This is a genomic window from Paenibacillus sp. FSL F4-0100, from assembly GCF_037993005.1.
In the GTDB taxonomy this organism is placed as follows: Bacteria; Bacillota; Bacilli; order Paenibacillales; family Paenibacillaceae; genus Paenibacillus_AQ.
Genome location: NZ_CP150303.1, coordinates 5891950 through 5906915 on the forward strand (window position 1 = coordinate 5891950; position 14966 = coordinate 5906915).

The 14966-nt window shown below is 47.5% G+C and carries 12 protein-coding genes, 1 pseudogene and 1 riboswitch; of the genes and pseudogenes, 8 read left to right on the plus strand and 5 right to left on the minus strand.

Features of this window, described 5'->3' with window-relative positions; genetic code table 11:
• The first annotated feature begins 21 nt into the window (after nt 1-21).
• The 7 genes and pseudogenes from MHH48_RS26630 (at nt 22) to MHH48_RS26660 (ending at nt 9001) form a co-directional block, all read left to right on the plus strand.
• Nucleotides 22-1044, plus strand: a complete 1023-nt coding sequence (locus MHH48_RS26630; protein WP_076324244.1) for a LacI family DNA-binding transcriptional regulator — start codon at nt 22-24, stop codon at nt 1042-1044.
• A 214-nt stretch (nt 1045-1258) separates the two neighbouring features.
• A complete protein-coding gene (locus MHH48_RS26635; protein ID WP_076324245.1) occupies nt 1259-3241 on the plus strand; it encodes a DUF4832 domain-containing protein in 1983 nt (660 codons plus the stop codon).
• Between the two features lie 346 nt (nt 3242-3587).
• Nucleotides 3588-3875, plus strand: a pseudogene (locus MHH48_RS26640) (response regulator); the annotation flags it as partial.
• Between the two features lie 158 nt (nt 3876-4033).
• Nucleotides 4034-4294: a helix-turn-helix domain-containing protein gene (locus tag MHH48_RS26645; RefSeq protein ID WP_256720684.1), complete on the plus strand. Its 261-nt coding sequence runs from the start codon at nt 4034-4036 to the stop codon at nt 4292-4294.
• 5 nt (nt 4295-4299) lie between these two features.
• Entirely contained in the window at nt 4300-5748 is a 1449-nt protein-coding gene (locus tag MHH48_RS26650) for a HAMP domain-containing sensor histidine kinase (RefSeq protein WP_076324246.1), read from the plus strand.
• Nucleotides 5749-5848: 100 nt separating this feature from the next.
• Nucleotides 5849-6613 carry an ABC transporter ATP-binding protein gene (locus MHH48_RS26655; protein WP_076324247.1) on the plus strand — a complete coding sequence of 255 codons (765 nt, stop codon included), beginning with the start codon at nt 5849-5851 and terminating at the stop codon, nt 6611-6613.
• A gap of 6 nt (nt 6614-6619) precedes the next feature.
• Complete coding sequence (locus MHH48_RS26660) at nt 6620-9001, plus strand: FtsX-like permease family protein (protein WP_076324248.1); 2382 nt, start codon at nt 6620-6622, stop codon at nt 8999-9001.
• 130 nt (nt 9002-9131) lie between these two features.
• Here the strand turns inward: MHH48_RS26660 and MHH48_RS26665 are convergent, their stop codons facing one another.
• The 5 genes from MHH48_RS26665 to MHH48_RS26685 all read right to left on the minus strand — a co-directional run bounded on the left by MHH48_RS26665 (nt 9132) and on the right by MHH48_RS26685 (nt 13971).
• The gene (locus MHH48_RS26665) at nt 9132-9323 is read right to left on the minus strand and encodes a Spo0E family sporulation regulatory protein-aspartic acid phosphatase (protein ID WP_076324249.1); all 192 of its coding nucleotides are present in this window, start codon (nt 9321-9323) and stop codon (nt 9132-9134) included.
• 211 nt (nt 9324-9534) lie between these two features.
• Nucleotides 9535-10263 (minus strand): LuxR C-terminal-related transcriptional regulator, encoded by a 729-nt coding sequence (locus MHH48_RS26670; protein WP_076324250.1) that lies wholly within the window; start codon nt 10261-10263, stop codon nt 9535-9537.
• Nucleotides 10264-10417: 154 nt separating this feature from the next.
• Nucleotides 10418-10512: riboswitch (cyclic di-GMP riboswitch) on the minus strand.
• A 148-nt stretch (nt 10513-10660) separates the two neighbouring features.
• A complete protein-coding gene (locus MHH48_RS26675; protein WP_083659763.1) occupies nt 10661-11302 on the minus strand; it encodes a YitT family protein in 642 nt (213 codons plus the stop codon).
• A gap of 379 nt (nt 11303-11681) precedes the next feature.
• On the minus strand, nt 11682-12548 hold the full coding sequence (locus MHH48_RS26680; RefSeq protein WP_076324251.1) for a phosphosulfolactate synthase: 867 nt from the start codon (nt 12546-12548) through the stop codon (nt 11682-11684).
• Nucleotides 12549-12660: 112 nt separating this feature from the next.
• A complete protein-coding gene (locus MHH48_RS26685; RefSeq protein ID WP_076324252.1) occupies nt 12661-13971 on the minus strand; it encodes an MFS transporter in 1311 nt (436 codons plus the stop codon).
• A 195-nt stretch (nt 13972-14166) separates the two neighbouring features.
• Between MHH48_RS26685 and MHH48_RS26690 the strand changes: the two genes are divergently transcribed.
• Complete coding sequence (locus MHH48_RS26690) at nt 14167-14874, plus strand: 2-phosphosulfolactate phosphatase (RefSeq protein WP_076324253.1); 708 nt, start codon at nt 14167-14169, stop codon at nt 14872-14874.
• Nucleotides 14875-14966 lie beyond the last annotated feature (92 nt).

The window sequence follows — 14966 nt, forward strand, 5'->3', positions numbered from 1 at the left end:
AAAAGGAGAATGTGTTTATTTATGAGTACCATTCGGGATGTTGCTAAATTAGCAAATGTATCTACTGCCACCGTATCCAGAGTGTTAAACAATGATACGAAATATAAGATTACGGACGAAACCCGGGAACGAGTTTGGCAGGCGGTTACGCAGCTGAACTATAAAATCACTTCAAGTCCCAAGCGAAAAGTTTCAACCAAGGATCATTCCGAGAGCAAGTCGCATATCAAAATCGGTTGTGTACTAAGCGTAACAAAAGATAAATACAACGATCCTTATTTCATGTCGATCTTATCCGGTGTGGAAGAGCGATTGCTGAGTGCGGGATATAACATTTCCTTTATCCGGACTGGAATCGAGCTGAATGATAGCAAGATCTTATTCAATACATTCAGCGAACCGATTACCGGTCTGATTCTTATGGAATCGTTGAACAGTGAAACCTATGAGTATATACGCAAGCAGGTCCCTTATATCGTGGGGATTGATACCGAGCGCGGGGATATCGATAATGTCGGCTATGATCATTACAATGTTGCTTCGATGGCCGTCAACCACCTCATTGAAAAAGGCCACACCCAGATTGGTTACATCGGGGGAAGCGGATTAACGAATAACCTGAAAGACAGCCGCCGTTACCGAGGCTACTACGCCACCATGCATGCTGCCGGAATGTCTGTGAATCCCGATTGGGTTATTGATTGCATGTGGGATGAAGCGGTCTGCATTGAACAAATAAATCATTTATGTAAGACCAAAAATTGCCCGACCGCCTTCTTTGCAGGCAGCGATCTAATGGCCATGGCTGCCCTCAACGGCTTGTATAACAACGGCATTGCCGTTCCTACTGAAGTGGCTGTCATGGGTCTATCCAATATCGAGGTGTCCAAGTATTCCAATCCGCCTCTATCAACGATCGATGTACCGACAAAAGAAATCGGCATGGTTGCCGTCGACAACCTGATTGACAGAATGAACGGAAATCAACTACTGCCCAAGAAGGTGATTTTGCCTACCCGTTTGGTCGTACGCAGTTCCACTTAAAGGGACTATGAAGTTGAAATGAATATATTCATCAACGCATTACACATGAAGGCACCTGACACGGTGCTCTTTTTTTCATGGTGGATGTTGGAAGTAAGGAAATTACATAGGAAAGGAGGTGAGAGCTTCAGATTCGGTAGAGTGAATCCATTGTTAAAAAGACGTTTGGACTTGCTACTCTATGATACCAATCATTCTGTGAGGAGGTTTTGACATGAAAGCATGGGGTATTAACATGAAAATGACGTTCGCTATTTTTATTATGACGGCTGTTCTCCTTACCTTGCTCCCTTATCCCCTCTTTATTTCGACTGCTGAAGCGGCTTCTATCGTTGTGGATGGTGATCCGAGTGACTGGGAAGGGATTCCGGCGCTTGCCACGAATTCTGGAACCGCTGGTGTCTTAAAGGCTTCCCACGATGACAAGAATCTTTATCTGCTTGTGGAAGGCTCAAGCCTTAGCACTACAATGGGGAGCTTCTGGCTGAATACGGACAAGAATGCTTCGACCGGGTATCAAGCCTTCGGATGGAGGGCGACCGGAATTGAATGGCTCCTCGAAAATCAATCGCTTTACCGCTACGCCGGAAATGGCAGCAGCTGGAATTGGGATTGGTCTTCCTCCCTCCCTTCTTCTCAATACGTGCGTTCCTCATCTGTGATCGAAGCAGCGATCCCTCTCGCTACACTTGGACTAGCTGCAGGCAGCAGCGTGAACATTGGTTATCTGGATAACAATTCGGATATCCATCGCCTGCCAGCGCAGAACCAGCCGCTTCCCATTTATACCTTACAAGCACAAAATCCGGGAGGAAACATGATCGAATTCTACCCAGCCGAGCTGGATGATCCGCTCAATAACCCGTTTAAGGGTTGGGCTCCTTCAGCGAAATCAACCAATTACCCGCAGGACCACCGTCTCGTGTATGCCGGTGTCACCTGGAAGGAGTTAGAGCCAACCAAAGGCAACTATGATTTCAGTGCAATTGAAGCATCCAATCATTTCGACGATTGGCAGAGCCGCGGAGTCAAGGTGGTGCTGCGCTTTATTCTGGACAGTCCTTCCGGCGTGCCTCACCGGGATATTCCCGACTGGCTGTACAACGACATGGCCAGTTTAGGACAATCTCCTGGTAAGGCCTACCAAGATGAAACCGGTGGTATGGGAGCCGGCAACAACACGGGCTTCTCCCCGAATTACAGTTCCGAGTATTTGATCGCCAGACACAAGCTTGCCATTGAGGCGATTGCGGAGCATTACAACACGGCCGATAGCCCGATTGCTTTTCTGCAAATCGGTTCGCTGGGCCATTGGGCGGAATTCCACACCTGGCCTTACATCGGACCGAACGGGGAAAGCAACTATACAGGCGCGTTTCCTCCGAACCCAATATCCAACCAGTACATTCAGCACTATATTGATGCTTTTGCCGATCAGGAGCATCATACGCAGCTATTGATCAGACGGAGCGTGGAATTGGCCAAGAATAATAACAAGGGTCTGATTCTAGGAATGTATAATGACGTGTTCGGAGATCAGCCGAGCTTCGATTCCGAATGGGGATGGTATACTGGCACACAGAACGGTTATTGGGATGATATCGGCCAGCAGCAGCCAAACCATGCCAACTTCTGGGACACTCGCGTCTCTGGCGGCGAATTTTACGGGGGTGCCTATGGTATGAATGCTGCACTCACGACAGGCAGCGGCTTTAATGAGACGCTGCGGCAGACCGAGCTTAGCAAACCGAGCTGGCTTGGACCGAATTCTCCAGCTTCCTTGGCGCTAGGCAATCCGTTGCAAGGCAATATGGATACGCTGAAGAAACGAATGGGCTATCACTTTGTATTGAAGAAAGTTGCATATCCACAAGAAAATAGCGGAAGTGCGTTAAATGTATCCGTCGCTGTGGAAAATAAGGGAGTTCAACACTTCCCGTTCAATTGGCCTGTTGAAGTGCAGCTGCGCAGCGGAGGCCATGTCGTGGCACGTCAATCCACATCGGCGGACTTAAGAACCTGGAGGACTGGTTTGCATACGGCCTCAGGCTCTATCTCCACCAACACGCTGCCAAACGGTACCTATGAGCTGGCCATAGCGATTCTTAATCCGTCCACGAACCAACCCGGGGTTGATTTTGCTAATACGGAGCGCCTTTCGGACGGAGCTTATAAGATCGGCACATGGACAAAATAATGAAAGCCGCGGGCTGATCCGAAACGATGAACAACAGCTATCGGGAATAGCCCGATAGCTGTTGTTCACCTAAGATGCCAATAAAATCATCCCCTGGCTGAGTTCTCGACAGGTCAGGTAACCGCATTTCGATTGTGCGCTTTGTTGTGGAAGAGTCGGCGAGGCAATTTCCGCTAAGCCTCATACTCCAAATCCTCATAATCCCCCTCTTCTTTCAATTCCGTCCGTTTCTCCGCATATTCCGTCACCATTCACCACCCTAACTGGTAATCTTCCCCTTGTTTTCCTCGGCCCATGCTATAATGGACTCACCATTCAAAGCATACGGAACAGGGGCGACTTTTTAATGAATTCTCCTAAAACAGTACTGATCATTGAAGATGAACAGGATATCTCGCGCATTGTGAATGACTATTTGCGTGTTCAGGGATTCAGCGCGTTCATCACGGAAAATGCCGGCGACGGATTGCAGGCGGTCCGCCAACGGCAGCCAGATTTTATCATTCTCGATCTGACGTTGCCTGACGCTGACGGGATTGAAGTGTGCCGCAAGCTCCGTACATTGACGGCTGCGCCCATTCTAATTTTGAGCGCCCGCAGCAGCGACACGGACAAAGTGCTTGCCCTGGGTTTTGGCGCCGATGATTACATGACCAAGCCCTTCTCGCTCAGTGAACTGGTCGCTCGCGTCCAGGCACATTTGCGCAGAATGGCAGATCCGAAACTCCCGGTATCCCCACAGCAGCGCTTGCATTCGGCGCCCTGTCGATTGATAAAAATGCCCGCAAGGTCATGGCCGGACAGCTGGAAATTTCTTTATCCGCCAAAGAATTTGATTTGCTATACTTTTTGGCCTCCAACCCTAATCAAGTGTTTACCAAATCGCAGCTGCTGGATCATGTGTGGGGGTATTCGGCTTATGTCGAGGATAATACGATCACGGTCTACATTCGGCGGCTCCGTGAGAAATTGGAACGAACCGAAATCAAGTCCTCCTATATTAAAACCGTGTGGGGCGTCGGATATAAATTCAACCCCGATGAAACGGAGTAGCCTCTATGGACTGGAAAACTTGGTATGCTAGACGACTCTGGGCAGCTGGTCTATCCATCATTACAGTGATACTATCTGTCGTTTGGCTTACTCTTATTGGACCTTCAAACCAGCTGGCTCCGTCAACTATTGTGAAGCAAATTCGCGTACTGACGAATCCGATCGTCCATACCTTGGAAAATGAGCATGCGGAATTACTGCTCACCGACGCTCCGATCCGGCGGCAATTAACAATCTGGAGTCAGGAGACGCGGGGCGGCCTCAAGGTTGTGCTTCCTGATGGAACGTTGATCTATGATAGCGAAAATTCATCGAAGCGCCCAATCAATCCGCGCTTTGAACTAGACTATACGCTGCGCATTTCTGACAGCGAACCGCCCCACTATCATCTCGCTTTTCCGCTGCGGGATGCGGGCACCAAAGCCTTTGTAGGTTACGCTCAATTTGCGGTCCCGGCATCTGCCTTGGCCGCAGCAATGCCCTCCTCCGACTCCTTTATTTATTTGCCATGGATCATGCTTTCTCTGGCACTTTTGACGCTGCTTTATTTATTCTTCTCCATCGGACGCCGGGTGCAGCATGACCTGGTGCAGCCTGTTGCCGGACTCAAGCCTTATGCGGAAGCTATATTGAGAGGTGACTATGAGCAGCGTGCCGAATGGACAAGCAATAATGAGGTCGGGGAGCTCTATGCCGTATTTGATCTCATGCGTGAAGAGATTCGTAATTTACATATCCAGCAAGCTGCACACAGCCAGTCGCATAAAGAACTCATATCCAATCTGTCTCATGACTTGAAAACTCCGCTGGCGACAATCAAAGCGTATATTGAAGCAATTCGCGAAGGGATTTGCCCTGATCTGCCAAGTGTGATGACTTATCTTGAAGTTGTGCACGCAAATACGAGTAAGATGGCCGTGCTCGTAGACGATTTGCTGCTGCACGCACTGCGTGATCTGGAACAGATTGCCGTACATCCGATTGAGCAGTACAGCGCTCCAACGCTGGAGCCTATCTTCAACGTGATGGGCCATTATATCCGAACAATGGGCGTACGCTGCGAAGAGCCTGCTGTGATTCCTAACGTGCTTGTCCGAATCGATGCTGTACGGATCGAGCAAGTCATTGCCAATCTCGTCACGAACGCACTGAAGCATACCAAAACCGGGGATACAATTCGCCTCGCTGTTGAAGAACACTCGGAAACATCCTGCCTGCAGATCATCGTCTCCGATACAGGCAGCGGGATTTCCCCGCGTGATATGCCTTTTATTTTTGAACGGTACTACCAGGGTAACGTTTTACAACGAACTGCCGGCCAACTGGCCGAGCGCCACGGGGTCGGACTGGGTTTGTCGATTTGCAAATATATTATGGAAGCGCATGACGGTACGATCTCTTTTCACAGTCAACAGCAGCAGGGAACGACCTTCTGCTTAACTCTGCCCCTTTAGCTGACTCCTGTCATACTTTATTTATAATTTGATAACAAATGCGCAAGATTCGTCCTCTATACTTTGATGGCAGTGGGAGATAAAGAGAGGAGATCACAATATGCCTTCAAGCAACACCGTCATGCTGCAAGCTAGTAATTTATGCAAAACATACACCACCGGCAAGGAGCAATACCATGCCATCCGCAATGTCGATCTGTCCATTTATGAAGGAGACTTTACCGTCATCATGGGCGATTCGGGGTCGGGTAAGTCCACCTTGCTGTACTTGCTCAGCGGACTTGATGATGTGACAGCCGGAGAAGTCTGTCTGCAGGGACAGCGCCTTGATCAATTTTCAGCCAAGGAGCTTGCACGCTTTCGGGCGAATCAGATCGGCTTTATCTATCAAAACAGCAACCTTGTACCGGATCTGTCGCTATTCGATAACATTGCCCTCCCTGGATATATCGCTAATCAGGACAAGGAACAAGTACGGCAAAGGACACATGACTTAATGGTCAATCTGTCCCTCGATAAACAGAGCAACCGGCTGCCTTCCCAAGTATCCGGAGGACAGCAGCAGCGGGCGGCAATCGCCAGGGCGCTCATCAATAACCCGGACATCATCTTCGCCGATGAGCCTACCGGCAGCCTGAACTACGAGCAAGGCGTTACGGTGCTTGATATATTGAGCCAGATGCACGCGGAAGGTCAATCGATTGTCATGGTCACCCACGACATGAAGGCAGCCTGCCGCGGCAATCGCCTCATCTATATTCGAGATGGCAAGATCGGGGGCACGCTGGATATGGGACCCTACAGTCCAGAGCAAGCCTCCGAGCGGGAAGCGATGATCTTTGCTTATGTCACCGGGAGGAGGTAGTCTGGGATGCGAGCCATATTAACACTCTGCTGGGGCAACCTGCGCAAAAGAAAAATGCAAAACACGCTGATCGCATTGCTTATTGCCCTATCTGCCCTACTAGTCAGCACCGCATTTACGGTCTTGATGAATACGGAAAATGTATTCAACGATCGCCATACGGCTGCTCAGGGTGCCCATGAAGTCATCAATATGACCCGCGGGTTGCATGACAAACAAATGGTAGCCGATTGGTGGTCAAGCCAAGACGGAGTAACCGCATCCAGCTTAGTCCCTTATAAGCCATGGACGGGACTGGTCTATAACGGAAAAGAATTGCCCAATCTTTATCTGTATATGATCAATACGCCTCCGATGCCGCACGGGGTCAACAATCCTCTTCCCGGTACAGGCCCTGAGCATCTGACCGTTCCGGAAGCCGGCGAGATCTGGATACCCACCTCGCTTGCCTACAAATACAACATGCACATCGGTGATGAATTGACGTTCACCTCAGGGACTGCACCAGTACATTTCACGATTGGCGCCATTGTCATCGACTTATCCCATGGCGGTCCTTTCTCGACCACTGCCCGCATCTGGATGAACGATGCCGACTACCGGTCAACCATGGGTAGCTTGTCCACTCCGGAGCAATACATGTTATCGCTTCGCTATGCGTATCCCGAACAAAGCGGGGAGTACTGGCAGCGCTTTGAGCAGGCGCTCGGATCGCCGTTTTTGGAGGAACGCGTTTCGTTTGCCGAATTGTCGGCCTTTTACTTTATCATGAACAAGGTGATCGGCTTTGTCATGAGTTTCCTCGGGCTGATCATGATCCTCGTCGCTTTGCTTACGATCGGCTTTACGATCACGGACACGATCCTTGCCAATTATCGCACCATCGGCATTCTCAAATCGATCGGCATGACTTCCGAACGCATCATCGGTACCTACTTGCTGCAATACGGTTTAATGGCGATTGTCGCCTTGGTCCCAGCACTGATTGCAAGTCGCCTCCTTTCAGATGTCATCATCCAGAATTCCCTGTCTTTTCTCAAATCCGATACAGCACCTGTTCCCGTACAAGCAGCAGATGTTGCGATCTGGACCGGCTGCGGCCTGCTGCTCATCATCCTTCTATGCGTCCTTGTTTATGCTGCTAAGACACGCCATATTGAGCCCATTCAAGCGATCCGTTACGGCATGTCGGAATCCTCGCATAGTCGTACCCATCTGCATGGTGCCCGCATAAGACTACTGGACCGATGGTCCGTACCCACGGTCATCGGCTGGAAGCATGTGAGCGGCAACAAAAAAAGCGCAGCACTGATCTTTCTGCTAATGAGCATCACGGTGGCTGTGCTCGTCTTTGGCGCCGTGCTAGTAACCAGTGTCTATCGCATTGGTGAAACGTCGGCCCAGTGGGGTTATGACGATGCGGATATCGCCATTATGGTTATCCATGCGGAAGGTATGGATCGGGCAGAAATGCAAGCCTATATCCAAAACGACCCTCGGGTTCTCAGTCTAAACTGGTCTGGGGCCGCCACCGGCGTCATCGCGGATGTCGAAGGGGATAGCGATCATCAACAGACGTTTAGCCTCCCTTTGACGGTCGTGGAAGGCAGCATGGACGAGATGGGATTTGCCTCGCTTGCGGGCCGTAATCCTGCACTGCCTAATGAAGTTTCTATCGGAATCAATATTGCGCGTAAGTTGGACAAAGATATCGGCGACATACTCACGATCTACATTGAAGGAAAACCGCAGCAATTGCTGATCACCGGCACCTTTCAGTCTATTTCCAATTTGTCGAACGTCGCCAGGGTCACCTCGGACCTTGTGGAGCAGTTGCATCCGGACGCCGGGTTTATTCAGCTGAAGAGCAAAACCGATAGCGATGCGCTTGTACAGCAGCTGAACGAGCGTTACGGCCCTTCCATCCAAGCGCTGAAGCAGGAAGTGCTGCTCGATTCCGTATTCAAAGAAGCTGCGGCGGTTTTGCTCATTCCGATGAGTATGCTGGCTCTTCTGTTCATGGCTGTCACTTGTCTTATTGTTTATACGACTTGCCGTCTGCATATTCGTAAGGAAACGAAAACATATGGGATCTATGCCTCGCTCGGCCTGACAGCAACCGATATCCGTCGTGCCTTGACAAGTGGCATTGCCGGACTGGCTGCGCTTGGTGCACTTGTTGGCATCGCTTGCGGTGTCTACGCATTGCCAGCCGTGCTGCGCGGTCTGCTCTCTACCTACGGTATTGTCAAGCTGCCACTCATCATGGAATGGCCGCTGGCCATTGGGCTGGCTCTGATCGCGCTTGCTATTGCCGTCAGCGGCTGCTGGTTGGCTTCACGAATCCTCCGCCGCACCTCCCTTCGGGTGTTGGTAATGGATTCATGAGGACAGTCCACGAGCAAAAAAAAAAGATGACCTCCAAATTTCGGAGGTCATCTTTTTTTTGCTTCTTGCCTTAGTAAATCTTAATCCGTTTGTTTCACCGCCCAAGTAGATATCTTCTTATGAAGAAGATCTACTTTCTTTTGATATATTCTTCTTGGTTTTTTAATTGCATGTAACGAACAATCAGCTTATCCAACGACTGTGAAATGGCGACAACATCTCGATGCACCAATTCGAAACTGCTGGCCACTCGCTCAAGTTCTCTTCGTAGAAGTTCGAGTTTTTTCGCTACTTGTTCGAGCTCGCTCTCGATAGAAATCATCTTGTTCACCCACCCCCGTCGTAACAAGTGATTGATGACCGTTGCCACAGTTCCTGGGACAAACTTTTTCAAACCATAAGAATTGAATCTCTCATCTTATCGATAACGCGAATCAGCTTAAAGCTACAGCTACTTATCATTATAAAATTCGACGTAAACAAAAAAAATACCCAGAATTGGGTAATCTTTGTCTTAAGAATTTTTATGACGGTTATGTAAATTTTTTAAGAAATGCTCCTTTATGGTTGACTCTCGTTTTTGCATATATCTTTTTAATAAAAGTACGAACCGTACTTTGACTAATACCATAAATATCAGCAATTTCAGGTACATTTTTATTCTCCAGCCACCCATATGCTATTTCTTTCTCTCGATTCGTTAATTCATATTGGTGAAAGTGAGAATAGATCAATTCCCTCTGCAGAATGGGATCCTTTTGAGGTAACTTTTCTTCAATATTCTTGGCCAAGTGTTCAATGAGTGGTATGGCAAATGTAACCTCGTGTAAATAATGAAAACTAAGGCCAAGGTAGCCTATGATCACATTTTTTATTCGAATGGGAGTACAAACACACGCCAATTCTGAAAACAAGCGATTACTATGCTCGGCCCCAACTACGACAGAAAGCGTTTGTTGTTCCATGGATAATGAAATGGCATTATTTCCTGCGTCTTCCATTGCCAATGAGGTCCCACTTTTCATATTATTTCTCTCGAGAAAACTTTTTAACGAACCTGTTCCGCAATAATCGATGACGGTTCCATCCATATCTGTTATAACAAATAAATAGGGTATAGACAGCAAATCGTTCATATTCCTTGTTTCCTCTTGGAGCAAATAAAGAATTTCTTTCCGTTCAATCAACCTTTCTTTTATTTCAGTCATACTGAGGATATTAGGAAAATGATTGTTTGCTTCTACCAGTGTTCTTTGACCCATTATTTTCCCTTCTTCCCTTGTAAGAATAAGCGATTAATAATGGAATCGATCTCCTATTCATCGCCGCGGCTGCATTCGGCAGCTCCTAGCGAAAAATAAAAAAACCCCATCCATTATGATAACCACAACAAAACAGACGGAGGCTTCCGTCGTATTCGGCAACTGGCTGGCATCGCGGTCTTAAGTAGCTCCACATTAGCCCCTGTAGCTTTGCGTCGCCACTTTTCAGTGGGTTTGCTATTATCGTACTACGAAGTGTGAATTTGTCGAATATTCAAACATGTTATGACATATTCAAACTATAACTTACATTGTTTTTCATTTAATATAGGCCGCACGACCCAAATTTCCATATTTTTGTTATATTTGTCAATCACTCTTATGTCCGTACACAGAATCACTTTTTGCGCCAAGCGGGTTCATAGATCGACTTAGGAGGAGGAAACTGATGAATCCAGTTAATGATCCGGGTCGATATCCACTGGCATACAACTGCAAGGATAATAATTTTCCAATCGATCACATAGGCAGTGAAGGCGAATATGATTCCATTCATCCAGAACAATGAGGTACCGGGGTTGATTCTTTTATACTTATAAATGGCTAAGGCAACATAACCGATTCCCCCGTTCGATACCCTCTGCTTTATGAGGATGGCGACACCTGTTCCGAGAATAACCGAGCCAAATAGAAGATCGATCCATACGTTGCCAAACGGGGGTTCTAAGAACACCTCGAAGAAATTAACGGAAACGGACGTCACCGTTATAACAAATATGGTCCCGAAGGCACTGACACCGTCAAGATAAGGGACTGTAAAGGCGAGGAAAATAAAATTGGCTAACCACAGTCCGAGACTCATTGGGAGCTCAAACACATGGTTCAGAAGAACCGCGATCCCTGCTCCTCCCCCCGAAGGAATGGCGTGAGGAAACAAGAACATTGCCATGGCAAAACCTTGAATGATGGAGCCGGCGGTAATGAAGAAGAGTTTCTTGGAAATACGACGAAAGAAAAAGGGGCTTTTTCGCCCGGGCATGATCTGTAAATTCACACGGAATCATCCTTCATAGATTAGAGTAACAAGCCAGTCCTGCTTGTTTAGTGTATGCTTGTTCCCTGAAGGGGATTACCGGGATCGGTCTCTTCAACGAAAATATGTATAGGCTGACTCTGGAGATATCCATAGACAGCCCTCTAGAGGTTGTTCAAAAAGTCCGCTTTTGATCACGAAGCGAATCAGGAAGCAATTCGGCATCGAATCTTGAATTCAGCCGGGCCTTCCGGTGCTCACGTACCCAAAACGTACGCTCCGCTCCTGACGTCCCTAGCTTCATCCAACCTTCTCGGTGCTGAAAATCGACCTTTTTGAACACGCACTTCTAGTAATTATCATTCTCTTGTGGTTTGGTCTATGTTTAAATCACGTAACAAAATCCATCCGTATGTTTCTCTCTCACCCCGAGTTCAAACGTATCTTGACGAAGTCCCCGGCGCATCGTTTCAAGGGAAAGCACTTCGGTGGGTTGGATATTCCCCAAATGCACATTAGATCCCAATTTGCGGAGAAGCATCGCTTGCTGCTCCTTAAGAGGTGCCTCCCAAATCAGCTTTCTTGCATCCGACACGTAGTCGATGATAGTATTTATCATTTCTTCCTGGCACTCGCCATGCTTATCGAAAATACCGATACCTAGTCCTGACTCGCGCGCTTCAACGATGATATACTCGGCACCTACGTCTAAATCCGCTTCCATCGTATACGCGAGCATTTCGGCTTCGATGCGGGAACCGGATTGCTTTTTACCATACTCCGTAAAAACCCGAAGTCCGCGTTGTTTACCTTCCCGGATGAGCTCCGTTCGTTTTTTTCGCGACATCTCAATCGTGCCGTCAGATACTTCTATAGCGTTAAATCCAAGACGGCAAACGGTATTAAAAAATGCGGGGACGACATCTTGCTGCACGGCTGTCTCAAGCAAGGTTCCGCCGGGCATGACCGTGATTCCATGTTGTTTGGCTAGATTGATCTTATATAGCAGCATTTCCGTTTTATACAGCGGAGCCGTCCCAAAACCGAATTTGACGCAATCGATGTAATCCGAGGCTGTCTCGATCACATCTGAAAACATGTTTCTACCCAAGCCTTTATCAATAACCATCGTCATCCCGCGTTCCATGACCCCGTAGGTGTCGTGGTCTTTTTTGCCGTGCTCGGGATTTTCGCGCAGCCCGCTCGGATCACATATCTCCATGGGCCAAACTGTTCGCAGGGAACTGTTCATTTTAGGATCTCCTCAATTCTTTTTGATGTAGTCGTTTAATCCAATGACATTGGCATAATATGCTCATGCCCATTGACAGGTGCCCATCTTTTACAATAAGCGATTTGTCTGGTCATCCGATCCGCCGAGGCGGCTTAATCAAAAAGAACACGAATCCTAAAGCAACCAAAGATAGTGAAGACACGGTTATAAAAACGACATGATCCGATTTGTCCATCATCCACCCGAATAAGGGAGGCCCTGCTGCAACCCCCAAAAATCGCAAGCTATTGTAAAGGGACGTAATCATTCCCCGCTCACTTTTCTCAACAGCGCCGGTGATCATTGTATTTAAGCAAGGAAGAAGCATTCCGGTTCCAATGCAGCTGACTGTTAGCAACCCGATAAACACATAAATGTTGTTAAAAAAGAAAAGCGTAGCCGCCAGAGAAAGGGTCATGGCAAGCAGCCCGATATTCATCAGCCAACGGATCAGCAGGCCCTTTTTCTTGATCAAGCTTCCAGTTGTATAGGAGGTGATCACCATCCCGAGTAATGGAATGGCCAATATCAAGCCCTTCTTGACCCCGTCGATGTGGTACGGCTTGTCTTCAAGAATGTTGGATAAATAGAATAGTACGCCAAACAAAATGAACAACCCCAGTGATCCGGCAAAAAAAGCAGTGATGAGCCAGCGGCCTTTTTCTTTGAAGATGCCTTTGATTTTCCCAAGGTATTTCCCTAGTTCTTGCTTTGAAGATTGTTTCGATTCTTTGATCATAAAAATGACGGCCAACAACGATAACGCACAGAACACGGGAAATGCGAAAAAGGAAGCATACCACACGATTAGCATAAGCAGGGAACCGATGATCGGGCTGAGTACCTTCCCTGCGCCATTGGAGGCTTCGATTAAGCCCAGTGCCTTGCTTTCGGTCCCGCCATCGTATAAATCGCCAACGAGCGCCATGGCAATCGGTGCTGTTCCGGCGGCCGCTAGCCCCTGAATCGCCCTCGCAGTGATAATCACCGCAAATGAGTTCCAAATGGCGCCGAATCCTGCCAGAATACCGGCAGCTCCATATATGATCAAGGCGGGTATAATAATAATTTTTCGTCCATATCGATCGGACAAATAACCAATAATCGGAATAAACAAGCCTGCTGCCAAGGAGAAAATTGTGATGATCAAGCTGCTTTGAAATTTACTGATACCAAGCTCCCTTTGCATTTCAGGAAGCCCCGGGACTAGCATGGAATTGCCGAAAACGAGTACGATCGGGATCGTCGCTAGTGCGATAAATTCCCACAATTGACCCTTTGAGCTGTTAGAAGACTTTGATTTTCCGGAAGATTCGCTGTCTTTTGTCTCCGCGGAGTCGGTCTGCAGGTCGATATCGCTATTAAAGCTAATATTCAGTTTTCGCTTTTTGGTCTTTTCCATGGTATCGCTCCTCAGACTTGAAGTTCGTTTATAGTAGGCCATTTATTAGTACATGCTTCCTAATTATCACCACATCCGAATTTAATATTCCTTTATTGCTGCGGAATCCTTGGAGGATTTGAGCACTCCTTGGATTTGGGCAAATATACTGTTACTAAAATAGCCCAAGTATGCCGGGTGAAAGGGGTTTGCTGCATGCCGATACAGATTATCCAAGGACATCATCATACATTGGAAGCATCACACATCAATGTTGTAATTGATGTTATAAGGGCTTTTACCGTAGCGCACTATGCCTTTATCAATGGGGTTCAAGGTATCATTCTGGCAGGAACTCTAGACGACGCCTTGCGTCTAAAAAAAATCGATCCTGACTTTTTATTAGCGGGAGAGATACAGGGGCTGCCGATTCCGGGGTTTGAACTGGACAATTCGCCTGTACGTTTACACAACTTGGATCTTCGGGAGAAATTTCTGATCCAGAAGACAACCAATGGGGTTACAGCAACCCTAAACGCATTGAGTACCGAGCACCTATTCGTTACCGGGTTCACCAATGCAAGAACAACAGCAGAGTTTATAAAGAGAAACTTATTAAAAGAAGACAACATGATGATTAATTTAATTGCTTCGCATCCGTCAGGGGATGATGATCTGGCCTGCGCACAATATATATCGGAGATTCTCCAAGACACTAACCGTATATCTGCCGAGGAAACCATTGAACGGATTCGAAAGTCAGAAGCGGCCGAGAAATTTTACGATAATGAAAAACCGGAATTTTTACAGGAGGATATTTCGTTTTGCATCCAAGAGATCCCTTCCGATTTTGTAATGAAAGTGAATCGGAACAAAAACCATCCGTTGATTGAAAGGTTCCAGGTGGGGGGCTTTAATCACTGATTATGGATTCGTCACCATAAGGGTATAATTTACATTGATAAAAGAACGAATGTTCGCATATAATACAAACAAACGTTCCCGTCAATGAGGTG